This is a genomic window from Ensifer sp., assembly GCF_035999185.1.
Lineage (GTDB): Bacteria > Pseudomonadota > Alphaproteobacteria > Rhizobiales > Rhizobiaceae > Ensifer.
Genome location: NZ_DASYHB010000180.1, coordinates 1 through 21,609 on the forward strand (window position 1 = coordinate 1; position 21,609 = coordinate 21,609).

Here is a 21,609-nt window from a genome sequence, read left to right on the forward strand (position 1 = left end):
AGCGCAAAGCCTGTCACGTTGAAACCATACATGACGGGCGAAATCGAGCTGGTCTCACGGGTTTTTACGATCCGCCATGCCTGCGGAACGAAACTGACCATCGAACAAACGGCAGCACATGCGCCAGCGATTGTGACCCAATTCATTCAATTGCCCTCTGAATTTGATTTACTCCCTAGACGGAACATGGAGCGACGCAGTTGGTTCGAACTTCGCTTTCGCGAATACGAGACTGACATGCTTACCATCCGGTCCAGACGGCTGATCACCGAAGCCTCACTTGCCCTAGCGCTCGGATTGAGTTCGGCTTTTGTGGCATCCAAACTGACAGCACCGAAGCAGAGCGCCCGAGAGGCCGAATTCGCTGCCAGATCCCGGCATCGTACACAGCAAGGCGCGCAGGCAGCGGAGCCGCATCAGATCCCTGCCGCGGGATGGATCGAGATTGGACGCCGCACCTATCACGAGTTCGACCGTGATCGAGTTCTGGCAGTTGCAGCCGGTGTTACCTTTTATGGGTTGCTCGCATTGTTCCCGGCGTTGACGGCGTTCGTTTCTCTGTACGGGCTCATAGCCGAACCTACGACCATCTCTGACCACCTAGCGTTGTTGAACTCTGTACTTCCAGGAGGCGCCGTCGAGTTTTTGCACGATCAGGTGGTGCGGATCGGGAGCGGTGGGGAGACCAAGCTCGGCCTTGCGCTTTTGCTAAGCACGACCTTAGCGATCTGGAGCGCGAACGCTGGAGTGAAAGCGATTTTCGACGCCCTCAATGTCGCCTACGGCGAAGACGAAAAGCGCGGCTTTATCAAGGTCAATGCTGTGTCGCTTCTGTTTACGATTGGCGTTCTGCTCTTTGTCTTGACGGCCATTGGAGCCATCGCTGTCGTACCGATTGTTCTCGACTACCTGTATCTCGGCCGCGCTGCGGAATGGCTGATTGCGATTGGGCGCTGGCCTCTGATGATTGTTCTTCTGATGGTCGGGCTGTCGATACTCTACCGGTACGGACCGAGTCGCGATCAGGCCCAGTGGACCTGGGTGAGCCCCGGCGCTGTTTTTGCCTCGATCGCATGGCTGATCGGCTCACTCCTGTTCTCTTGGTATGTCGCGAACTTCGAGGATTACAACAAGACCTACGGCGCCATCGGAGCGGTCATCGGCCTTCTCATGTGGATGTGGCTATCAACGACGATTGTGCTGCTAGGAGCAGAACTGAACTCCGAGGCCGAAAGGCAAACAGACAGGGACACGACCCGAGGTCCAGCGATGCCGATCGGGTTACGTGGGGCCGATGCGGCCGATCGGAAGGAATGATGGCGTCCCATGAGCGATTAGACTGAGCCTTTCACGGGCCGGCACCCTGAAGCTCGGGCGTGGAGAGGATGCTGAGCAGAAGCTGCCGAATCCGGAGCCAGAACATTCCTGACTCGTTGCGACCAAGAGGATGACCATCTCGGAGCCATGACGAGAGAACGCATCAGGGTCATTGATCTGGAAACCGCGGGAAACGGAGCCTACGACGTTTGCGAAGTCGGATGGCAGGACGTTACGCTCGACGTTGACGGAAGGTGGCTCATCGATGACGAACGGGGCGCTTTCCTGGTAGATCCGGGGCGGGCGATCTCCCCGGACACGATGTCGATCCACCACATCCGAGATGTCGATGTCGTAGGCGCGCCGTTCTGGAAGCAAGTCGCGCCGGCGGTGCTTCGCCCGGAAGGAGGCGTCCTCGCGCTTGCGGCGCATCGAGCGAGCTTCGAGATGCGATACTGCTCCCCGGCGCTTACAGGAGGGGTGCACTGGATCTGCACTTGGAAGTGCGCCCTAAGACTTTGGCCCCATCTTCCGCGCTTCTCGAACCAGATGCTTCGCTACCAGCGGATGCCAGAAGGGCTCGTCCACGAGATGGGCCTTCCGGCCCATCGTGCCATGCCCGACGCCTATGTCACGGCCCATCACCTGCGAGACATGTTGAACGAGGCATCGCTTAAACAGCTCCTTCTTTGGAGCGACGAACCTGGCCTGCTGCCGCGTGTCCCGTCCGGCCCCGAACGTGGCAAGAGCTGGGATCAGATTTCCGAGGTTGCTCTCCGTGCCATGTCGCGGGATCGAGATGTCGACATTCGGTTCAGTGCCGAGACGGAACTGAAACGGCGAGGAGGTCTTCCAATCCCGGTGCCGTCGGCACCCATTCAGCCCAACTTACTTTGAGCAACGCGGGGTCCGCGAGCCTGACTGGAACGGGGCGTCATTCTGCCATTCATCCGGGTCCCGAAGGGTCATTTCGGGTACGGATTTTCCTTCATGACATCGACTGCATCCGAATCGATTGCGAAATGGCCGCCCTCGCCCACGACGCTGGGGTCATCCGTGAGGGCGAAGGGAGTTGGCACGAGCTTCGGCGTCGCCTTTGGAGCGATTTCGGAAAGCTGATACGGGAAGCCCAGCCAATCGGCTGGGCTTCCCCTTCGGTCATTCGATGATCTGGACGATCTTGCGGGTCCGAGGCTCCACGAGGACCGTATGGTCGTTGACGACGGTGTACCGGTACTCGGTTTTGCCGAAGCGAGCCGGGACCTCGCGATAGGTAACGGTATCCGGCAGCGTCGCGCCGACGACGACCGTCTCGCGATACGCTACGGAAGGAACCTTCTGCTGCGTCACATAGGTGCGGAACTCCGCCCGCTGATCGGCCGCGATGCCGCCGACGATGGCGCCGGCTGCAGCACCGCCAACAGCGCCTGCAGCAGCTCCGGCGGGCCCACCAACGATGGCGCCTCCAACAGCGCCGGTCGCCGCGCCGCTGGCGGCGCCGCCGACGGCCCCCGAGCTGGACTGTGCGAATGCGGTCGCAGGGGCGATGGCGAGAGCGGCAACAAGAACGAGATTCTTGATCATGTTAGTCTCCATGGTTGCCCAACCGGAGAATGAAACACGCGGAAACTCCCCCAGTTCCATGAATAAACATTCATAACGAGGGGCTTAGGCGGTTTATTCGAATGTCTCTAAACTGTGGGGCCTCACCGCTCGTTCCCGCTCAAAGCCTCGCGCGTCGGGCGCCGACCTCGCGTTGGGCTAAGTGAATGATCAAAGACTGAAGGGTGCGCTCAGGCGGCGGACCTTCCGCGCCTATCGCGATATCGATCCCGTCACGTAAATGGGTATCATCCAGACGACTGAGGCCCGAACGAAGATCGCTATCCTTCGAATGCGGGACAAGCGGTCTCTATCGATCGGCTATCATCCTGATCTATGGTCAATTCGATGCATGGCGCCGGCAAAAAAGGGACTGGCAATGGCGATGAAGACGAGGTCGACCGGCAAGGTATTCGCCGCCATATTGGTCGGCACGGCGTGGTTCATGGTGGCCACGGTTGCAACGGCGCAGGACAGGCCGCTGGCGAGTATTAAGGGCGCTGACCCCGAGGTTCGTATTGACGTTACCTCGTTAAGGCGGACTGAAGCAGAGACTCTGACGCTGCGCCTTCAGGTGACCAATAACGGCAGCAGCAGCTATAGCATGGTAGCCGACAACATTCGCTTGATTGACCTTGCCGGCAGGCGTAGCTACACGCCCGGCGTCACTGGCCCTAGCTGCTCGACGCTGGCAGGCAAGACATCCTCGTGTTACGCTATTTTCGGCGCGCCGCCGGCGACGACAAAGACGATCAACATTCAGTTCTACGAAAAGGTGGATCTGATCTCCGGTGTGCCGATCGATGAACGGTAGCCCAATCGGTTGGCGCTGCCTGGTCCGCTGCACAGCGCTCGCCGCCGGGCTGCTCCTTCCAGCTTTTGCTGCGATGGGACAGTCGAGAGCTTCCCCCACCTTTCGCAGCAGTGAAATCGTTTTTCGGTCATCGCCGCTCAGCTTCCCCGCCGGGACTATCGCCTTTCCAAGCGCGCCGCTTCAGACCGAGACGCCGACAGCGATCGAGATCACATTGCCGGCCGACGTGTTGTTCGACTTCGACAAAGCCGAACTGCGCACGGACGCTCTGGATGCCTTGCGAGAGCTTACGGCGATCATTAGGGCCAAGGCGCGCGGCCCGGTGACAATCCAAGGCTACACGGACGCGCTGGGCGCCGACGCCTATAATCAGAAACTGTCTGAGCGCCGTGCCCATGCTGTCAAAACTTGGCTGGTCTCCCGGGAGGGTGTGGCGGCGAAGGCCCTGACGGCTCCTGGCTTCGGCGCGAGAAACCCAGTTGCCCCCAATCGCAAGCCGGACGGCAGCGACGATCCGGATGGCCGGCAGCTGAATCGCCGCGTGACCGTCGTGATACGGAAGTAACGAGGGTAACCAACCTGCTCAAAGCCGCTTGTATCACTGCCCCGTTGACGTGGGCCGTGGCAGTGTGCGGGTCTTTTGCGGATCCGTCCAAGTATATATCGTCGGCGCGCTTTGATTCTTTCACGCTTGGCGTGGGCGCTGAGCGCTGCCTTTCGACTTGGTCGCCCCCTGTGCGGGAAGCTTCTCTGTCCCGTGCTCGCGCAACCGATCGCATTGAGTCCTTGGAACTTCGCCACCTTGCTCACGTTCTAAAGTGGAGCGCCCGATAGCACGTCGGCTGCACACTAGCGTGGGGGGCAGCGTTGTTCATTCCGTCTCGTCGAGCGATGATTGCGATTATTTCAGGTGCCTGCGTAGTCGCTAACGCCCCAATGCGGGCTCAAACGACAGCGGGGGCGGCGAAGGGCTTCACCTATGACGACGTCATTCTGCAAGCGGCAGCGCTAGCCAAGCAACCTTTCGATGCGGAAAGCATAAAGATTCCGGCTGAGTTATCAAAGCTGACCTACGATACCTATCGCGAAATCAGGCTGCGCCGGGACAAAGCTTTCTGGCGCCAAGGCGGATCGGACTTTCGCCTGCTGCCCTTTCACCTTGGGTTTCTTCACGACAAGCCGGTCCAGATTCACATCATAAATCACGGCGATGCGATCCCGGTCGCTTTCACGACCAGCCTTTTTGAATACGGCAAGGTTTCGGTTCCGAAGGGTCTGTCGCCATCGCTAGGCTTCGCCGGCTTTGCCGTGACCACCAACCTGAACGAGCCGAAGCTGCAGGATGAGGTGATCTCATTCCTCGGCGCGAGCTATTTCCGGCTGATCGGACGAGGTCACCGCTACGGGCTATCTGCACGATCTCTGGCGCTGGACGTCGGAGGCAAGCAGCCCGAGGAATTCCCCTTCATGCGCGCGCTATGGGTGGAGGAACCTTCACGCGACACGACTGAACTGGTCATTTACGCGTTGCTCGACTCGCCGTCCGTCGCCGGTGCCTATCGCTATGTCGTCCATCCAGGCCAAGAAACCAGTATGGACGTCACTGCCACGATCATTCCGCGCAAGCGGATCGAGCGGATCGGAATTGCGCCGCTGACGTCGATGTTCCAAGCCGGGGAAGGGGATCTCAGCCAGCGCACGGATTTCCGTCCTGAAATTCACGATTCCGACGGTCTGATGATGCAGTCGGGCAGGGGGGAATGGATCTGGCGTCCTATCCGCAATCCGAAGACGTTGCGAATATCAAGCTTCGGTGACAAGAACCCGCGCGGCTTCGGCTTGATGCAACGTGACCGCGACTTTAGCAGCTACCAAGACTTGGAAGCACGTTACGAAGCAAGGCCAGGATATTGGATCCAGCCTCATGGCGACTGGGGAGAAGGTCGGGTCGAGCTCATCGAAATCCCTACGGTTAACGAAGCTTTCGACAACATTGTAGCTTGCTGGACTCCGAACACGCCCTTGGTCAGCGGTCAGCCGGCTGAATTCCGATACCGCATCTCGGCAATATCGACGACGCGGCACCTCCATCCCTATGCCCAGGTGCAGCAGAGCTTCAACGGCTCAGACATTGAGGACGGCGTTGTAGATGACCATGATACGAAGCGCTTCATAGTCGACTTTGCCGGTGGGGATCTGCCCTACTATGAAAGCGAGCCCGAACGCTTGGAGCTCGTCGCGACGACCACGGGCGGCACTATCACGTCCAAAATCCTGACGTTCCACGCGCCTCTGAAAGGGGTCCGCGCGCTGGTCGATGCGACGCTGCCAGATGGTCAGTCTGCCGAACTACGCATGTTCCTCAGAACGCGTAATCGGACATTGAGTGAGACCTGGACGGCGACCTGGTCAGTTCCTGCCGGTGATACCTCAGGCGCTGCGGCAACGAAATGACGTGCCATGCCCCCGTTTCGACTTCTGCGTGGCGAGGAGTGCCAATGGGGTCAGGCGTCAGAAATGCTGAGACCACGCCACTCCTCGTGACGCCTCATCGGGGAACAAGCATTTGCGAAGTAGAAGCTCGTCCGAGTCAAAGGGTTTTACCCGTCGACAGAGTTTTCGCCGGCGTCTTTGTCGAAGGAAACTGAGCGATGCCTGCGATCGACCTCCCATCGTCTGCCTCAAGACCTGCAAATCAGTCGTCATCCGATGGCGTCACCAGCGTGGCCATAGGGGCCTTCATCGTCGCCGCTTTGTATTTCGGGCGAGAGGTTTTCGTCCCGGTGGCGCTTGCGGTGCTGTTCAGCTTTGTACTGGCACCGCTGGTCAAAGGATTGCAGAGGCTCCGTGTTCCGCGGGCATTAGCAGTCACAACAGTTGTCCTAATCGCGTTCGCCATCTTGGCAACCGTGACCATGGCAATGGTCAGCCAAGCGACGCAGCTGGCGAGCCAACTGCCGATTTATCAAAACAATATGCGCTCAAAGATTGCCGCGCTGAAAGGCTCAGATGCGGGGAGTGGGGTACTGAGCCGAGCTGCCGACGTCCTACAGGACCTCGGGCGAGAACTCGACCGCCCAAACGCCGAGCTGCCTTCGAGTGGGACAACGGCCCCAGGGCCTGAGGGGCGGCCCATCCCTGTGGAAGTGCACCAACCCGAGCCTGGAGCAATCGAAACGCTGCAGGCATTTATATCGCCGCTCATTCATCCCATAACGACGACTGGAATCGTACTGATTTTCGTCGTGTTCATTTTATTGAATCGCGAGGACCTTCGAAACCGGTTCATCCGCCTGACCGGCACGTACGATCTGCAGAAGACCACGGCCGCATTCGATGATGCGGCACGCAGGTTAAGTCGCCTGTTCCTCACACAACTCGTCGTTAACACGGGTTTTGGTGTTGTGATCGGCTCGGGGCTTTGGGCCATCGGCGTCCCCAGCGCACTGCTGTGGGGAATACTGGCGGCAATCCTGCGGTTTATCCCGTATCTCGGCGCCGTGCTCTCCGCCGTCTTTCCGATGGTGATAGCTGCCTCGGTCGATCCTGGCTGGATGATGCTTGCGCTGGCTGCAGGGTTGTTCCTGATCACGGAGCCGCTTGTGGGGCATGTGATTGAGCCATTGGCCTATGGTCGCTCGACGGGTCTGTCGCCGGTCGCCATCGTGGTCGCGGCAACGTTCTGGACTTGGTTGTGGGGTCCCATCGGACTCGTGCTGGCAACACCGTTGACCGTGTGCCTCGTCGTCCTCGGCCGGCATGTCGAAAGGTTGGAGTTTCTGGACGTAATGCTCGGAGATCGACCGCCGCTTTCGGCGCCGGAAATCTTTTATCAGCGGATCCTGGCGGGAGACCCGGCAGAAGCCGCCGATAATGCGGAGGAAGTGCTGAAGGAACGCTCGCTTTCGGCCTATTATGACGAGGTCGCGCTCGAAGGGTTACGGTTGGCTGCAACGGATGAGGTGCGCGGGGTTCTCGATGCACCTCGACGCAATCAAATACTCGCAACGGTCCGCGAGGTCGTCGAGGACTTGTCCGACCATGACGATAGCCGCCCCTCGCTTGACGCCACCACCACGGATCCCGAAATTAAGGCCGCCATTGAACAGACCGACGAGCGCGAAGGCGCCTCCGATCTGCCGGTGCTGACCGCAGCCCAACTCGGAGAAGCCTTCCAGGGTCGAGATCGGGTCGTCTGCATCGGTGCGCGATCTCAACTCGACGAGGCAGTTGCGCTGATGCTGAGCCAAATTCTGGAGAAGCATGGCTTGGAAGCCGTTGCCTTGCCTCCGACCACGCTGTTGACCGGCGGCTTGGAGCGCCTTGCCGAGCAAGAACCAGCCCTTATTTGCCTCTGCTACATCGGCCCCCGAAACACCGCTCACGTTAGGTACGCCCTCAGGCGCCTTCGCCGCCGGCTTCCGCGTGCGATCCTCATCCTCGGCCAGTTCTGGGAGGTCTCTGATCCCACGGCGCACATGGAGGGGCCGTCGCTCGCCGATGATACGGCGACCACTCTCCGAGGCATCTGTCGAGCCTGTCTACAGGTGGCGGAGAAACGAAATGCGGTATGATCATTTCGATCCTCTCCGTGTTCGCTGCATCCTCCCGTCGTCGCGTGTAAGCCCGCGCCGCCATGAAGCATAATCGCCGCCCCCTCGTCATCGGAATGCTCTCGGCCGCCTTGGGCGTCGCGGGCTCGCTCCTCGCAAGCAATCTGTTGCCTGAACGGCAGGAGCTTCAGCAACCGCTTCCACACAACTTGGCGTCGTCGGATCGGCAGCTCAAGACGTCCATGGGCGCCCTATTCGGATCGAATTATGTACCGGGGAACCGCGTCGAGACGCTCGTAAATGGAATCCAGATCTTCCCATCGATGCTGCGCGCTATTCGTGAAGCGCGGCAGACAATCAGCTTTGAGACATACATTTATTGGCGCGGCGACATCGCCAGCGAGTTCGCCGAGGCACTCTCGATCAAAGCCCGCCAGGGCCTGAGCGTGAAGGTCTTGCTCGATTGGGTCGGGAGCGTCCCGATGGATGAGGCCCTCATCCAGCGCATGCAGGATTCGGGCGTCGAGGTCGTCCGATTCCGACCAATAACCTGGTACACCGTCGATCGGGTGAATAATCGCACTCATCGGAAACTGTTGATCGTAGATGGTCGTGTCGGGTTCAGCGGCGGCGTCGGGATTGCTGACGAATGGAACGGCGATGCGCGATCGCCGGACGAGTGGCGCGATAATCACTATCGAGTGGAAGGCCCGGCTACCGCGGAACTCCAGGCCGCATTCGCGGAACATTGGATCGAGGCAACCGGCGAACTCCTCCTTGGCGATCGCTTTTTTCCGGAGATCCCCCACGCTGGCGATCACGCTGCCCAAGTGGTCATCAGCTCGACGCACCAGCGAAACGTCATGCACCTGATGCTGATGACGGCGCTAGCCTCAGCCAAGAAAAACATCCGGATCGCCACGCCTTACTTCGTTCCAGACGAACTTATCAGGCGGCAGCTACTGGAGGCTCGCATTCGTGGCGTGGATGTCCAGATTATCGTCCCAGGACCCCAGACCGACGCGCGTATCGTTCGAAAGGCCTCCCGGCACCTATGGGGCGAGCTACTTCAAGCCGGCGTGAAGATCAGCGAATATCAGCCGACGTTCTTCCACTGCAAGCTGGTGGTCGTAGACGACGTCTGGACCTCGATCGGCTCGACCAATATCGATGACCGGGCACTGAGACTCAACGATGAAGCTAACATCAATCTGTTTGATCCGCGGTTCGCAAGCACACAAATCGCGTTGTTTGAGAAGGATGCCGCAACCTCCAAACCATACACCTTTTCGCAATGGGAAAATCGTTCAGCAAACGAAAAATTCTCCGACTGGCTATCGAGCCTAGCACGGTCGCAGATCTAGTTTTGCTTGATCCGTCCCCGCCATCCTTATGAGGCGGCCTGGACAAAGAGGTTCAGCCGGCGGCCGTGCGCAGCCGTTAGCTCTGCGCTGAAACTTGCGGCGCAAGGCAGATGCATCCATCCCAGTCAATGCCGGTCATCCTGACCACGGCCGAGCAGTATGGGGCCTAGAACAAGGCGCCGCAGGGACGTTGAGGGGCTCGGATATGTAGAGCGCTCCACAGACGTTTAGCCGACACGGTCTCCTTGGAACCCCAGACGCCCCCCGTCGTTGCACTCATGGGGTCTTCATGGAGGCACCAATGCGAGACGGTGATGGGAACAAGCTCTCTCCCGCAGAGCAAGCACGCGTCAAATCGATTCAAGGAGATCCAAGCGATAGCATCGGCAAGAAGGTCTCCATAGATCCAATTGGGGAGAAGGACACCGGTGAGGCCGACAAACCGGCCGTACCTCGGGATGAGAAGCCCGCTGCAGGCGTCGGGGAGTGAAGCTGATGTGGGCGTGCAACAAAGCTTGCATCGCCGGAGCTAGTTGCTTCGGCTTACTCCTTTTTGCTCGCAACTGGTTGAGCCTCAGCCTCGGTGGGCGCGGGGGGGCCGCGTCTACCGGCGCGGCTCGACGACGGGACCGATGGCAATGTCTGGCTCCGTGTATGCGGTCCATCTCGCGGTTCCATAAAGGCTACGCGCGTGAGATGGGCAGCTGCCGCAACTATCCTATGATTCCGGGAGGCCACGCGCCACTCCGTGGCGAACGTCGCCTGATTCCCTCTCAAGAGCGAAATCATGAACTAACACTATTGTTTTAGAAAGCGTATCGGCGATGCCAAAATTATCGTTGTTCGCTTCTTGATTGTTTCGCTCGGCGTTAAATTTGCGAGCCGTTTTGTTTTTCTCTTGGATGGTCTTCCTGAGCCGATCCCGCCTCGCATAGTGGGCCGCCGAGAAAACTCGTTTCATTGTCCTGCCCCATTTTTCCTCCCCCGGATCGGTGTAGAAAATCCCAAAAACGAACGCAGCCGACCTTCGTCGGTCGTTTTGACCTCCTTAGGTCCAAAACGCATGCGAGGCCTTAGGGGTAGCTCCACATTCATGGCGTCGATCGCCCGGCCATCACTATAGTTCTATCGAATTGGACGTCTTGATCTCGGCAACTCTCGCTTGGCGGCGTACACCGCGATGCATCGCCAAACGGCGATCCGAGCCGTGGCGCGAAGCACAGGCCCGCGCGCCTGGCGGAACATCCGGTCGACCTGTCCGTATAGCTTCAGCAAACGCCTTTCTCGTCGGAGCCCAAGATGAAATCCTCCAATTCGAGTAAGCCTGCCGGACTCGCCGCGCTCGTTATCGCGGCCATGGCAACCTGGCCCGCACTGGCGCTGACGGCATCCGAGATTAATGCTGTAAACTTCGCGGAACAGAACAAGGTAGCCGGGCCTGGGCCCAACCCTTTCATCGTCAAGGCCCAGATTCTGCTCAGCCGGCGAAGTGTCTCGCCCGGAGTGATTGACGGCATCGATGGTGAGAATTTTCGCAAGGCGGTCTCTCAGTTTCGTCGGCAGGAACGGCTTCCCGATGGCGAGGAGATCGATGAACAAGCTTGGCTGGGTCTGGGTGGCGAGACGGCCAACGACGTGATCGCCGAGTATACGCTGACTGACAAGGACGCCGCCTACGATTTCGCCGACTCGATCCCGCGCGACTATTCCAAACAGGCGAAGATGAAGCGCCTTTCCTACACCAGTCCGCAGGAAATGTTGGGGGAGCGCTTCCATATGAGCGAGACGCTGCTCATCGCGCTCAATCCGCGGCAGGCGTTTGTGGAACCTGGCTCGCTCATCGCCGTGGTGTCTGGCCGCCGATCGCCCGAAAAGGGAGCTGCTCGCCGGGTGGATGCGATCAAGAGCACAGGCATGGTTATGGTGTTCGGCGCCGACGACGTAGTGCTCGCTAGCTACCCGGCTACGATCGGTAGCGAGGACACACCCTCGCCGTCCGGCGAGTACACGATTGAGCGCATAGCCCGAAATCCGAACTACACCTACGATCCCGACAAGAACTTCCAGCAGGGGAGGAATACCAAGACCCTGACGCTCCCGCCCGGTCCGAACGGGCCAGTCGGCACTGTCTGGATCGCCCTATCAAAACCAACCTTCGGTATCCACGGTACGCCGGAGCCCACCAAGGTCAGCAAGACCAACTCGCATGGCTGCGTTCGCCTAACCAACTGGGACGCTGAGGATCTCGCAGATCTGGTAAAGCCGGGCGTCGTGGTGCGCTTCGTAGAGTAGCCACGTGTGGGGGCTAACCGGCCAACTGGTCGCAATACTTGTCTGGGCAGCGCATCTCGGCGTCGCAGAGGATGCGCAGGCCCGTGATCGCGCCCGCTCGGCAAAGACCGTCAGTCCCGGTATCTCAGCGCCACTGCCGCCGCGGCGTCCGGTTGAACTGACCCATGGCAGACCGAGCCAGGCCAGCACACCCACTGCGCAGACGACGCCCGCTCCCGCCGAGCCGCAGGCGCTGATCGGGCCGCCCGCTTGCTTTGGAACCTTCTCCGAGCGCGGCGGGATCGCCTTACCAGCGGCCTCTGAGAGCGGCAGCGGTGCCTGTGCTATTGCCGAGCCGGTTACTTTTCGCGCTATTTCCATGCCAGACGGTTCCAAGGTCGAGTTGGACTCTTCTTTCACTGTCACGTGTGCCTTCGCGGTCGAGATTCTTGATTGGGTTCGCGAGGACCTGCCGGGGATCGTCGCACACGAGGACGGTAAACTGACCGGGATCACTGGCGTCGGCGGTCATGCCTGCCGCCCGCGCAATGGTGTAGCCGGCGCTCAGATCAGCGAACACGCGACGGGGAATGCGCTCGATGTCTTCGGTCTGCGTCTGGCTGACGGTCGAACCGTCAGCCTCGTCCGGACGGACGCGAACACGCGCTCGCTGCGCGAACGCCTTAAGACCAGCGCCTGCGCGCGCTTCAGGACGGTGTTAGGCCCCGGTTCCGACCCCTCGCACAAGGATCATCTGCATCTCGACATGCGGCAGAGGCCACGCGACTATAAGATCTGCCAGTGGAACATCGATTAACGCGCGAGCGTCGAACCCTCGAGGCTTGCAGCAAGGAGGATGCGACCCGACAGACGAACTCACGCCTCGCTAGGGCTCGGGTCCGCTCGTTGTCCAGATCCGTTAAGACGTGAAACGTGCGGCAATGGCGACCTCACGCAGCCGGTTTCGGGACGCTGATTTCGGCGATTGGAGAAGTCGACCTTGCGGCTCTGTCGACAGCCCGAATCGCATGTGCAATCAAGCTGATTAAGTGATGCTCGGCATTAAGCAACGCGCAGAATTGGCTCTTTTCGTTCGTGTGGGAGGTGTCGCGCTTGAGGCGGCGGCGACGGGGCTGTCGGCTTCTGGCTTCGGCGCAAGAAACCCGTCGCCCCCAATCGCAAGCCGGATGGTAGCAACGATCCCGATGGTCGGCCGCTGAATCGCCGTGTAACTTTGTGATTCGAAGTAGCGGGATGAAACATTCGCCTGTAAACGGCGTGCCCGTGGCCCGTCGTCGATCATCGGAAGCCGGGGCGAAGTGTCCGCCGATACGAACAGCACGCGGCTGACGTCGTCAACGAGAGGCTTGAATCCGACGCGCGTTTCAGGCGAAACGGAGGGCTCGGTCAGCCACGCCCTACCGGTAGTATCAATCGACCCGCTCCGCGATGATCGCTTGGCTGACGAGTTGGCACGGTTTGTCGGTCGACAGGAACGCGATATCGGCTGCGTCGCGACCATTGGCGATGCGCACAAGGCCCGCCACCGGTGCGAGGCGTGTCGGATCGACGAGCCACCAGCGATTCTCAAGGAAGACCTCGATAACCGCATGGAAGTCCGGCGGTCGAAGATCGACAGCGTAGGCGCTAACTGCGCGCGAAGGGATGGACAGAGCTCGACACAACGTGATGCCGAGATGGGTAAAGTCGCGGCAGACGCCGGCCCGGACAATGAAGGTGTGGGCGGCATCGGTCTCGGCGGTGCTGACGGCTGGTACGTAGTCCACATGGCGGCAGATCCAGTCCATGATCGCCATGACGCGCCCGGCGCCGTCGCCCGCGTCTCCGAATTCACGCAATGCGAAACGCTGGAATTGATCGCTCGGGCAGAAGCGGCTCGGAAGCAGATACGGCAAGACATCCTGCGGCAACTCGCCCCAGAGGTGCTGACGCGCCCTCCTCGGCAGCAGCGCACGGTCTCCATTGTCGACCTCGGCCCGATAGGTCATCGTCGCCTCGCCCGTCACGCATGTCCTAATGCGCCGCTCACCGCCGATGCCGGCGTTGGACGTCACCTCCACTTTTGGCGATAGCGTCAGCGTTTCCGAAACAACGGTCTGGTCGTCCGAGGACGCGGCTTCCAGCAGGCCGATGATTTGCGTGGGTTCGGCGAACCGGTACGTCAAGTCAGCGGAAATCCGAATTTTCATACAGAGCGCCTTGCTGGATGTGACCGCCCATCAACGGAATAAGTCGGTCGGCGTTCCATCTAAGCGCAGAGCGCGGGTACTACCCTCGCAGAATACAGCGCGTCCTGCGAAGGCTTTAGGCAGCCAGTAGGAGGATCGGCGAGCTCGAAAGTAAACGGTCCTTACGACATCGCTAGACGCTCCCCAGTTTCATCGCAGCAGCCCGTCTGCATCGAAGTCGTCCCAGCCGGCCAAGCCAGGCGGCTCGTCATCCGTCGTTTCAGTGCTCGTAGCGCTAGGCTCCGGAGATTTCTTACGGGTCCGAGCGAGAGCTGCCTTCGCTGTGGCGCGCCGACGGTTCTCGGCGCTCTTGATTGAATCTTCCTCTCGCCAGACCGCGGGCAGGTCACCGTCGAGAATCGCCTCGATTTGTCGCGGATCGAATACGTGGAAGGTCACAGCGCGCGCGCGTCCGCGAAGTTTCACGGTGCGCGTCCCCGCACTTTGCAGCCGACCATCCTCCAGCCATTTGTGGCGCTCGCGCGAGGAGATAGCTAGGACGTCTTCGACCTCGCTCGGAAGCAGGGGCAGTTCCGCGATGCTTTCGATTGCTTCGTCGATACGGCTCGCGAGCGCTCTCAGGTCCTCGGGGGCCGGCACGGCGAGAATGACGCGCCCGGACTCGACGGTCAGGTGGCTGCGCATGGGCCAGGGAAGGCGACGCCGCAGTTCGCGCTCGATTCCCTTCGTCCTCACCGATGATCCGAGCGTCGTGGACGACGAAAGCGGCCATTTCGCAATGGATGGGGGGGACGTCGATGTCATGCCGGAAAACCCCTACCTGAACCCAGCCTTGGGGCTCGCCGGATGAACGTTCTTTATGACGACCACGTTCCCGTCAGGCTCGTAAACCCGCCGCCCCAGCTCTCCAGGCTAGGTCGGGCCCGCCCAGGTGCCAGAGGTCCGCAAGGGCCCGACCTTCCGGTCTATGACGGAGGCGTGCCGGTCTCGCTGGCTAAGACTTACGCGCAACAGGCGAAACAGTTGTGGCTGACCTTGATCCCTCTGTGCGCGCCTGGTTCATCGCTACCGGCGGTGTTCGCGTTCGAGTTTTGCAATGTAACGGGACACAGCAAGCTCCCAAGCGTCGCGCTCCATGGTTGCTGTACTACTATCCTGCGCGGCCGCAAGCATTCGAAGTCGTGCTAGCGCTTCGCGGAACTGCATGCTGTTCGTAACGGTGAAATTCCTGGGGTCGAGGCCGTCACTTTCTTGCTTCATGGCAGGCCCTCCGGCTAAGCATTCGCAAGGTTCCGACCAGCCGCATGTATGTTTATCCATTGGGAAATCGGCCCAGCGGCCTGGGAACAGCAGACGCCGGTCCCCGGCGCCTGCCATTTGATCATTCGATTATGTGAACAACGCGACGGCTCGACCAGCACTACGTGGCTATCGGTATACACATAGCTGTATTTGCTGACGCTGGGCCCCCAATCGTTGGGAGCCGCGTGGAGCTCGGCATCCACCGGCAAGGTGGCTCCAACCGTAACCTTCTCCTTGATCATGATTGGTTGCCCCTTCTCCTTGACGACGTATTCCCTGATGCGGGTCTGCTCCGGCTGACCAATCGTGACCTGGCGCTGACTTGAGCCAAAGCAGCTGTGCTGGCGAACAATGCAGCTGCGGCGACCAATCCAAGGTTCGGCATTTTCATGACTTTCCTTCGAGCAGGCGCGCCTCATGGCGCGTCGACTCGGAAATGCCATCGGCGAATACTAGTTCCTAGTTGTACTAATCAAAAACTGCAAAAAACCTCCAGGGAATGAATCTGCGGGCAAGAAGAATAGTGGGGGCGAACGGATAAACACTATCAGGGCTGCGGCCCTTGCGTGGCGGCGAACCGCTCGATTGAGCGGGCGATGAGATCGTCGTCGTTCAACGCGAGTGGTGCGCAACCCGCGATGATCACCGCCAACCGCGTGCGCTCGGCATCTTCGCTGCCAAGCACCATCCCTGGACGCTCTCTCAAAATGGACCAAGCGCGATCGAGGGCCAACATGGCACGCGCAACATCATTGGCATCGGTAAGGCTGGAAAACGGCATTCATTACCCCTTTCGCCCATCGTGCCCTCTGCCAGTTTAGAACTCAAACAAAAAACGGCCCGGCTCCGCCAAAGCGAAACCGGGCCTGCCAGTGACGACGGCCGAATGCGCGACCGCCGGGGCAATCACCGAACCTCGCCCTTTTCGGTGACTGCTGTCCAACTCAAGCCAATTTGAATAGTTCAGGCACGCCTGACAGACAGGCCGCACCCCGCAATGTCGCGAGAACGACCGGTGACGCTCTCAACTCATTCAGGTTCAGGGATCCGTATGCTCAGGCATGGCCTTGAGCTCATCCTTCGTCCAGGTCGTGAGAGCATGAACCCCGCCACTATCGTCCCGCATGAACTCAAGCTGATTCAAGGGCACTGCGACCGGCTTTGCCCCGATGCCGAGGAAACCGCCGACATCCACCACGATCAAACTTGTTGGTCCGATCCCGTGCACGTGGGACACCGAGCCGACCGTTTCGTCGCCCGGCCCATAGATCGTCGCCCCATTAAGGATGTCCGGTGTGAGCTCGGTGCTGGATAGCCGGATATGCCTGGAATGGTCCATGATGCGTTCCCTTCGCTATAAACTAGAGGAACGACCGGAGAACGCAGCCGTTCCCGCTACCGAACGCAAAAAAGCCCGACCACGCCTGAGCGGGGCCGGGCTATCCTAGAAGACCTTGCCACGCCACTCCGGGCGTATGGTCATTGCTGCCTGAACGCCAATCGCATGCCGCTGTTCCGCCCGAACGAAAAACGGGGCCGGGCCCTCGCGGAGACGGGCCCAAGTTAAGGGAGGGAAACGCCCCAAGAAGGGCTGCCTTGTAAATCGGCTCGACGCAGTGACCACCCCAGCGGTCGCAACGATTTGAAGATCTTGTCGCGCCGATCGGCGTCAGAACCCCACGCCGGTTCACACTTAACCCGTTGCAGCCCCTGAACCATGCAGCTCTGTAACGCCGGATTGAATGGCCTGCTGCACGTTGGCGGCAGGGGATGCCGGATCAGCCACTCCAATTCTCAATCTTGCCGAGATCTAAATATTAGAATCTATACTAGTCGTTCAATGCTTGATCCACATGATTGGACAGCGGCGCTTACCTAATTGACGCCGTCATAGAATGCGTTGCCTTGCATCGATCTTGGCTCTAAATACAGTTTCCATCTCGCAAGGCTGCCCTTAGATCCGCCGATCGCTGCCACGTTACTGCCTCGCATCAGGTGCCGCCGCATTTGCGCGCACCGATGATCCATTGCGACCACAGTGATACAATGTGGAGACACGTAATGAATTTTTGTCGACGCGAATGGCTGGGTCTGTGCACCGGCGCGGCGATATCAGCGGGCGGGATTCTCCCCACACTCGCGCAGCAGCAGCTCCCGACACCTGCGACTGCCCAAAAGCCGAACATCATCATGATCATCTCGGATGATACGGGCTACGGCGATCTCGGACCCTATGGCGGCGGCATTGGGCGCGGCATGCCGACCCCGAATATCGACAAGCTGGCCGCGGAAGGCATGACCTTCTTCTCGTTCTATGCGCAGCCGAGCTGCACGCCCGGCCGCGCGGCGATGCAGACCGGCCGTATTCCCAACCGCAGCGGCATGACGACCGTGGCCTTCCAGGGGCAGGGCGGCGGACTTCCGGCTGCCGAATGGACGCTGGCATCTGTACTGAAGACCGGCGGCTACAAGACCTTCTTCACCGGCAAATGGCATCTCGGCGAGGCCGATTACGCGCTACCCAATGCGCAAGGCTATGACGAGATGAGGTATTGCGGCCTCTATCACCTCAATGCCTACACCTATGCGGATCCGACCTGGTTCCCGGACATGGCGCCAGACCTCAGGGCCATGTTCCAGCGCGTCACGAAAGGCGCTCTGTCAGGCAATGCCGGGCAACCGGTACGCGAGGAATTCAAGATCAACGGCCAGTATGTCGACACGCCGAACATCAACGGCCGCGAAGGGGTCGTCGGCATCCCGTTCTTCGACGGATACGTCGAAAAGGCAGCGCTTGACTACATCGACCGCAATGCCAATTCGGCCGAGCCGATCTTCATGAGCATCAACTTCATGAAGGTGCATCAGCCCAACATGCCGCACCCGGACTACATTCATAAGTCGATGTCCAAGAGCAAATACGCCGACTCTGTCGTCGAGCTCGACTCCCGCATCGGCCGCATCATGGACAAGGTCCGGTCGAACCCAAGACTAGCGGCCAACACGCTGGTCTTCTACACCACCGACAATGGAGCTTGGCAGGACGTGTATCCGGATGCGGGCTACACGCCGTTCCGCGGCACCAAGGGCACGCTTCGCGAAGGCGGCAACCGCGTTCCCGCCATCGCCTGGATGCCGGGCAAGATCGCGCCCAATTCGAAGAACCATGAGATTACCGGCGGCCTCGATCTGATGGCGACCTTCGCCGCGGTCGGCGGTGTGCGGCTGCCGACACAGGACCGCGCGAACCAGCCTATCATCTTCGACAGCTTCGACCTGTCACCGGTTCTTTTCGGCACCGGTCCCTCACCACGCACCTCGTGGTTCTACTTCACTGAGAATGAGCTTTCGCCGGGCGCGGCGCGCGTCGGGAACTATAAGGCGGTGTTCAATCTGCGGGGTGACAACGGCGCCCCCACCGGTGGTCTGGCGGTCGACACCAACCTAGGCTGGAAGGGCGCAGAAAAATACGTCGCGACTGTGCCGCAGGTCTTCGACCTCTGGCAGGATCCGCAAGAGCGCTACGACATCTTCATGAACAACTATACCGAGCGGACCTGGACCATGGTCACCATCAGCGAAGCCATCAAAGGCCTCATGAAGACCTACGTCCAGCATCCGCCGCGCAAATTGCAGAGCGAGAGCTATACCGGCCCAATGACGCTGTCGGACTACGAGAAGTTCCAGAGCGTCCGCGAACTGCTCGCCAAGGATGGCATCAGTCTGCCCATGCCAAGCGGCAACTGACCGGATCCGTAACTGGGCACAGGCGTCGGGCCGCACGCACCTGCATGCGGCCCGAGAATCGAGATTGCAGCGAACGACATCCGGGAGTTGGAGGCTGGTGATGAACGTCATTCGGACAATCTGCTTGGCGACCCTCGTCGGGCTCGTACTGTCAGCCTGCCAGACATCGCAATCGCAACAGGTGGACCTGGCCACGATCTGCGCCAACCCTGTCAATCGGCAGCCGGGCAATTTCTATTTCGATGAATGCCAGTCGATCCGTCCGTCCTCCACTGCGCAGCTTCAACGGGATTATCGCCTCGGAGCGCCTGCCGGACGCTGACGGATGGGGATGTCATGTCCGAATTAAACATTGCGGCCCCGACGGCGCCTGCGACTATCGGGCGCGACAGCGCCTCTCTGACTGGCGCTGCGCCCGCGGCCATGATCGCCGTACCTGGCGGCATCTTCAGCATGGGATCCGACCGGCATTATCCCGAGGAGGCCCCGGTCCATCGGGTGAGCGTCGACCGCTTCTGGATGGACCGAACGCCCGTCACGAACCGGCAGTTCAAGGACTTCGTCAAGGCGACGGGCCATGTCACATTCGCAGAGGTAGCTCCCGATCCGCAGGACTATCCCGGGACGCCGCCGGACATGCTGTATGCGGGCTCCCTCGTATTCTCCCAGCCCTCGGAGCCGGTCGACCGAGGTAATTTTACCCAGTGGTGGAGCTTGCTGAGGGGGGCCGACTGGCGCCATCCCTACGGCCCGAGGAGCAACATCAACGCGCTCGACAATCACCCGGTCGTCCACGTGACCTTCGCGGACGCTCTCGCCTATGCGCGCTGGGTCGGCAAGGACCTGCCGACCGAGGCCGAATGGGAGTTTGCCGCGCGCGGCGGGCTGGGCGGCGCCGAGTACGCCTGGGGCGACGTCCTCATTCCCGGCGGGCGCCATATGGCCAATACCTGGCAAGGCGATTTTCCGCATCGGAACCTTGCCGAGGATGGCTTCGAACGCACCTCGCCCGTCACTTCGTTCCCGGCGAACGGCTACGGCCTCCGAGACATGATCGGCAATGTCTGGGAATGGACTACGGACTGGTACACGGCCAAACATCAGGCCGACTCCGGGAAGGCATGCTGCATCCCGCAGAACCCGCGCGGCGGCAGCGAGGGCGACAGCTATGATCCGGACCTGCCCGGTATCAGCATCCCGCGCAAGGTCATCAAGGGTGGCTCACATCTCTGCGCGCCCAATTATTGCCGGCGCTACCGACCGGCCGCACGTCATGCGGAACCCGTCGACACCTCGACCAGCCATCTCGGTTTCCGCTGTGTCTGGCGACCGGCCTCCGACCCATAGCTCGAGGGAGGGGCGATCAAAGTGACATTTGGCCTGTGAGCCCAAGGCTTGCCGAGAGTCCGCAACTGGACGCGAGCCGACTGAACGTCCGAGAGATAGCGCGGGGGATTGCTTTTTGAGCCTGTCATGTCCGGGTGTGTCTCGTCAGCGTAGCTGAGCGCGATCAGCGCGGCTTGCGCCTCGTTAGTGTTCATGTTGGCATGGCCTCTGGAGGGTACCGGCCGCCATAGCGGCCCATGCGTTGGAGTGTCAGATGCTGATCAACAGCAGCGACATAGGCGCCTGGCTTCGCACTGCCATCATGGCTGCGCTGGCGTCGTCCTTGGCAATTGCGGCTGCGAGTGCAAATCCGATCGTCTGCAAGCTCTGCGGCTCAACGTCCATCAGCGTGCGTCACTGGCCGCATGAGGATGCGATTGTCCGCTGCGGTCGATGCGGCGACAAGCACGCAACCCTTCGACAGATGCGAGATCGCTGGGGAGCATTCGAAAAGAGGCCACGTCCACGTTTCGACAACGACAACTACCGCATACCGCTGGAATGGTAGGGGCCTTAAAGCCGACCGGGCAACCGGCTTTGCTGTTTCGCCAGAGGAATGCCGCCCGCGCTTTCGAGGAAACAGAGCACGTGGATAGTGGCGTCCGCTATACTCTCCGAAGTTCCGGACTGAAATTGCACACTAGAATCACTTATGTGTAGTATGAAAATGGACGTCCGGCGCGCTCAAGGTGCCTACTGTCCTTCTCTCGGCTGTTCACGATTGGGCGGTTAGCCCCCTCTAACATGCGCCGCGACGATTGCACTGGTGATTCCCCGCGACTTTCTGCCTTAAGTGCGGAGAGTTCCTTGGAACATTTGCCTGCGCGGACACCAACAACTGAACACGCGGCCGGTAGCGCGCGGCCATGTCTTATGCTTGGGACACGCGCCGCCGCGCAACATCATCGTGTCTATGATGTTAATGTTTGCGATCCGGAACCAGCGCGGCCTCATCCGAATGCATGACGCCTCGCCACCTCGGTTCTTCCATCTTTCGCTGGCCACCTTCGCCAGTTCCCCCCGAAGGAGCGGCGGCTGCCGGC

General features: G+C 60.3%; 22 protein-coding genes. 12 read left to right on the forward strand and 10 right to left on the reverse strand.

The genetic code is table 11. The features are described from left to right. Positions 1-146: SemiSWEET family sugar transporter (locus VGO04_RS24340; protein WP_327498608.1), on the reverse strand; the 146-nt coding region annotated here is incomplete at its 3' end. A 91-nt stretch (positions 147-237) separates the two neighbouring features. On the opposite strand from VGO04_RS24340, the gene VGO04_RS24345 reads away from it, so the two are divergent. Then, complete coding sequence (locus VGO04_RS24345; RefSeq protein WP_327498535.1) at positions 238-1,317, forward strand: YihY/virulence factor BrkB family protein; 1,080 nt, start codon at positions 238-240, stop codon at positions 1,315-1,317. A 147-nt stretch (positions 1,318-1,464) separates the two neighbouring features. After that, positions 1,465-2,214, forward strand: a complete 750-nt coding sequence (locus tag VGO04_RS24350) for a DNA polymerase III subunit epsilon (RefSeq protein WP_327498536.1) — start codon at positions 1,465-1,467, stop codon at positions 2,212-2,214. A 261-nt stretch (positions 2,215-2,475) separates the two neighbouring features. Here the strand turns inward: VGO04_RS24350 and VGO04_RS24355 are convergent, their stop codons facing one another. Further along, positions 2,476-2,901, reverse strand: coding sequence for a DUF1236 domain-containing protein (locus tag VGO04_RS24355; RefSeq protein WP_327498537.1), 426 nt, complete (start codon positions 2,899-2,901; stop codon positions 2,476-2,478). Between the two features lie 397 nt (positions 2,902-3,298). Here VGO04_RS24355 and VGO04_RS24360 point away from each other — a divergent pair, with 397 nt between their 5' ends. The 5 genes from VGO04_RS24360 (at position 3,299) to VGO04_RS24380 (ending at position 9,650) form a co-directional block, all read left to right on the forward strand. Next, complete coding sequence (locus VGO04_RS24360) at positions 3,299-3,733, forward strand: hypothetical protein (RefSeq protein WP_327498538.1); 435 nt, start codon at positions 3,299-3,301, stop codon at positions 3,731-3,733. After that, positions 3,723-4,298 carry an OmpA family protein gene (locus VGO04_RS24365; protein WP_327498539.1) on the forward strand — a complete coding sequence of 192 codons (576 nt, stop codon included), beginning with the start codon at positions 3,723-3,725 and terminating at the stop codon, positions 4,296-4,298. Before VGO04_RS24360 ends, VGO04_RS24365 begins: the two co-directional genes overlap by 11 nt. A gap of 302 nt (positions 4,299-4,600) precedes the next feature. Beyond that, complete coding sequence (locus VGO04_RS24370) at positions 4,601-6,187, forward strand: glucan biosynthesis protein (RefSeq protein WP_327498540.1); 1,587 nt, start codon at positions 4,601-4,603, stop codon at positions 6,185-6,187. A gap of 197 nt (positions 6,188-6,384) precedes the next feature. After that, positions 6,385-8,307 carry an AI-2E family transporter gene (locus tag VGO04_RS24375; RefSeq protein WP_327498541.1) on the forward strand — a complete coding sequence of 641 codons (1,923 nt, stop codon included), beginning with the start codon at positions 6,385-6,387 and terminating at the stop codon, positions 8,305-8,307. A 62-nt stretch (positions 8,308-8,369) separates the two neighbouring features. Further along, complete coding sequence (locus VGO04_RS24380) at positions 8,370-9,650, forward strand: phospholipase D-like domain-containing protein (protein WP_327498542.1); 1,281 nt, start codon at positions 8,370-8,372, stop codon at positions 9,648-9,650. Positions 9,651-10,368: 718 nt separating this feature from the next. Here VGO04_RS24380 and VGO04_RS24385 read toward each other — a convergent pair. After that, complete coding sequence (locus VGO04_RS24385) at positions 10,369-10,611, reverse strand: hypothetical protein (RefSeq protein ID WP_327498543.1); 243 nt, start codon at positions 10,609-10,611, stop codon at positions 10,369-10,371. A 338-nt stretch (positions 10,612-10,949) separates the two neighbouring features. Between VGO04_RS24385 and VGO04_RS24390 the strand changes: the two genes are divergently transcribed. Next, positions 10,950-11,942 carry a L,D-transpeptidase gene (locus VGO04_RS24390; protein WP_327498544.1) on the forward strand — a complete coding sequence of 331 codons (993 nt, stop codon included), beginning with the start codon at positions 10,950-10,952 and terminating at the stop codon, positions 11,940-11,942. A gap of 4 nt (positions 11,943-11,946) precedes the next feature. Beyond that, positions 11,947-12,738: an extensin family protein gene (locus VGO04_RS24395; RefSeq protein WP_327498545.1), complete on the forward strand. Its 792-nt coding sequence runs from the start codon at positions 11,947-11,949 to the stop codon at positions 12,736-12,738. 613 nt (positions 12,739-13,351) lie between these two features. On the opposite strand, the gene VGO04_RS24400 is transcribed toward VGO04_RS24395, so the two are convergent. Both VGO04_RS24400 and VGO04_RS24405 read right to left on the reverse strand, forming a co-directional pair. Beyond that, positions 13,352-14,131 (reverse strand): transglutaminase family protein, encoded by a 780-nt coding sequence (locus VGO04_RS24400; protein WP_327498546.1) that lies wholly within the window; start codon positions 14,129-14,131, stop codon positions 13,352-13,354. A gap of 189 nt (positions 14,132-14,320) precedes the next feature. Beyond that, the gene (locus tag VGO04_RS24405; RefSeq protein WP_327498547.1) at positions 14,321-14,815 is read right to left on the reverse strand and encodes a hypothetical protein; all 495 of its coding nucleotides are present in this window, start codon (positions 14,813-14,815) and stop codon (positions 14,321-14,323) included. Between VGO04_RS24405 and VGO04_RS24410 the strand changes: the two genes are divergently transcribed. Then, positions 14,814-14,981 carry a hypothetical protein gene (locus tag VGO04_RS24410; RefSeq protein ID WP_327498548.1) on the forward strand — a complete coding sequence of 56 codons (168 nt, stop codon included), beginning with the start codon at positions 14,814-14,816 and terminating at the stop codon, positions 14,979-14,981. The two genes, VGO04_RS24405 and VGO04_RS24410, sit on opposite strands and share 2 nt — an antisense overlap. Before the next feature lie 215 nt (positions 14,982-15,196). On the opposite strand, the gene VGO04_RS24415 is transcribed toward VGO04_RS24410, so the two are convergent. The 4 genes from VGO04_RS24415 to VGO04_RS24430 all read right to left on the reverse strand — a co-directional run bounded on the left by VGO04_RS24415 (position 15,197) and on the right by VGO04_RS24430 (position 16,772). After that, positions 15,197-15,391, reverse strand: a complete 195-nt coding sequence (locus tag VGO04_RS24415) for a hypothetical protein (protein WP_327498549.1) — start codon at positions 15,389-15,391, stop codon at positions 15,197-15,199. Between the two features lie 14 nt (positions 15,392-15,405). Then, positions 15,406-15,876 (reverse strand): DUF1236 domain-containing protein, encoded by a 471-nt coding sequence (locus tag VGO04_RS24420; RefSeq protein ID WP_327498550.1) that lies wholly within the window; start codon positions 15,874-15,876, stop codon positions 15,406-15,408. A 104-nt stretch (positions 15,877-15,980) separates the two neighbouring features. After that, positions 15,981-16,214: a hypothetical protein gene (locus VGO04_RS24425; RefSeq protein WP_327498551.1), complete on the reverse strand. Its 234-nt coding sequence runs from the start codon at positions 16,212-16,214 to the stop codon at positions 15,981-15,983. Between the two features lie 258 nt (positions 16,215-16,472). Beyond that, positions 16,473-16,772, reverse strand: coding sequence for a PRC-barrel domain containing protein (locus VGO04_RS24430; protein WP_327498552.1), 300 nt, complete (start codon positions 16,770-16,772; stop codon positions 16,473-16,475). Between the two features lie 851 nt (positions 16,773-17,623). Here VGO04_RS24430 and VGO04_RS24435 point away from each other — a divergent pair. Beyond that, positions 17,624-19,180 (forward strand): arylsulfatase, encoded by a 1,557-nt coding sequence (locus VGO04_RS24435; RefSeq protein ID WP_327498553.1) that lies wholly within the window; start codon positions 17,624-17,626, stop codon positions 19,178-19,180. 423 nt (positions 19,181-19,603) lie between these two features. Next, positions 19,604-20,527: a formylglycine-generating enzyme family protein gene (locus tag VGO04_RS24440; protein ID WP_327498609.1), complete on the forward strand. Its 924-nt coding sequence runs from the start codon at positions 19,604-19,606 to the stop codon at positions 20,525-20,527. Between the two features lie 249 nt (positions 20,528-20,776). Here the strand turns inward: VGO04_RS24440 and VGO04_RS24445 are convergent, their stop codons facing one another. Then, a complete protein-coding gene (locus VGO04_RS24445; RefSeq protein ID WP_327498554.1) occupies positions 20,777-20,911 on the reverse strand; it encodes a hypothetical protein in 135 nt (44 codons plus the stop codon). Positions 20,912-21,609: the final 698 nt, after the last annotated feature.

What these genes read in the sequence shown, in the direction of transcription:
- VGO04_RS24345 (WP_327498535.1), top strand. Translation starts at nt 238, where the DNA reads ATGCTTACCATCCGGTCCAGACGGCTGATCACCGAAGCCTCACTTGCC.
- VGO04_RS24350 (WP_327498536.1), top strand. Translation starts at nt 1,465, where the DNA reads ATGACGAGAGAACGCATCAGGGTCATTGATCTGGAAACCGCGGGAAAC.
- VGO04_RS24355 (WP_327498537.1), bottom strand. Translation starts at nt 2,901, where the DNA reads ATGATCAAGAATCTCGTTCTTGTTGCCGCTCTCGCCATCGCCCCTGCG.
- VGO04_RS24360 (WP_327498538.1), top strand. Translation starts at nt 3,299, where the DNA reads ATGGCGATGAAGACGAGGTCGACCGGCAAGGTATTCGCCGCCATATTG.
- VGO04_RS24365 (WP_327498539.1), top strand. Translation starts at nt 3,723, where the DNA reads ATGAACGGTAGCCCAATCGGTTGGCGCTGCCTGGTCCGCTGCACAGCG.
- VGO04_RS24375 (WP_327498541.1), top strand. Translation starts at nt 6,385, where the DNA reads ATGCCTGCGATCGACCTCCCATCGTCTGCCTCAAGACCTGCAAATCAG.
- VGO04_RS24380 (WP_327498542.1), top strand. Translation starts at nt 8,370, where the DNA reads ATGAAGCATAATCGCCGCCCCCTCGTCATCGGAATGCTCTCGGCCGCC.
- VGO04_RS24385 (WP_327498543.1), bottom strand. Translation starts at nt 10,611, where the DNA reads ATGAAACGAGTTTTCTCGGCGGCCCACTATGCGAGGCGGGATCGGCTC.
- VGO04_RS24390 (WP_327498544.1), top strand. Translation starts at nt 10,950, where the DNA reads ATGAAATCCTCCAATTCGAGTAAGCCTGCCGGACTCGCCGCGCTCGTT.
- VGO04_RS24400 (WP_327498546.1), bottom strand. Translation starts at nt 14,131, where the DNA reads ATGAAAATTCGGATTTCCGCTGACTTGACGTACCGGTTCGCCGAACCC.
- VGO04_RS24410 (WP_327498548.1), top strand. Translation starts at nt 14,814, where the DNA reads ATGGGCCAGGGAAGGCGACGCCGCAGTTCGCGCTCGATTCCCTTCGTC.
- VGO04_RS24405 (WP_327498547.1), bottom strand. Translation starts at nt 14,815, where the DNA reads ATGCGCAGCCACCTGACCGTCGAGTCCGGGCGCGTCATTCTCGCCGTG.
- VGO04_RS24415 (WP_327498549.1), bottom strand. Translation starts at nt 15,391, where the DNA reads ATGAAGCAAGAAAGTGACGGCCTCGACCCCAGGAATTTCACCGTTACG.
- VGO04_RS24420 (WP_327498550.1), bottom strand. Translation starts at nt 15,876, where the DNA reads ATGGCATTTCCGAGTCGACGCGCCATGAGGCGCGCCTGCTCGAAGGAA.
- VGO04_RS24425 (WP_327498551.1), bottom strand. Translation starts at nt 16,214, where the DNA reads ATGCCGTTTTCCAGCCTTACCGATGCCAATGATGTTGCGCGTGCCATG.
- VGO04_RS24430 (WP_327498552.1), bottom strand. Translation starts at nt 16,772, where the DNA reads ATGGACCATTCCAGGCATATCCGGCTATCCAGCACCGAGCTCACACCG.
- VGO04_RS24435 (WP_327498553.1), top strand. Translation starts at nt 17,624, where the DNA reads ATGATCATCTCGGATGATACGGGCTACGGCGATCTCGGACCCTATGGC.
- VGO04_RS24440 (WP_327498609.1), top strand. Translation starts at nt 19,604, where the DNA reads ATGATCGCCGTACCTGGCGGCATCTTCAGCATGGGATCCGACCGGCAT.
- VGO04_RS24445 (WP_327498554.1), bottom strand. Translation starts at nt 20,911, where the DNA reads ATGGACGTTGAGCCGCAGAGCTTGCAGACGATCGGATTTGCACTCGCA.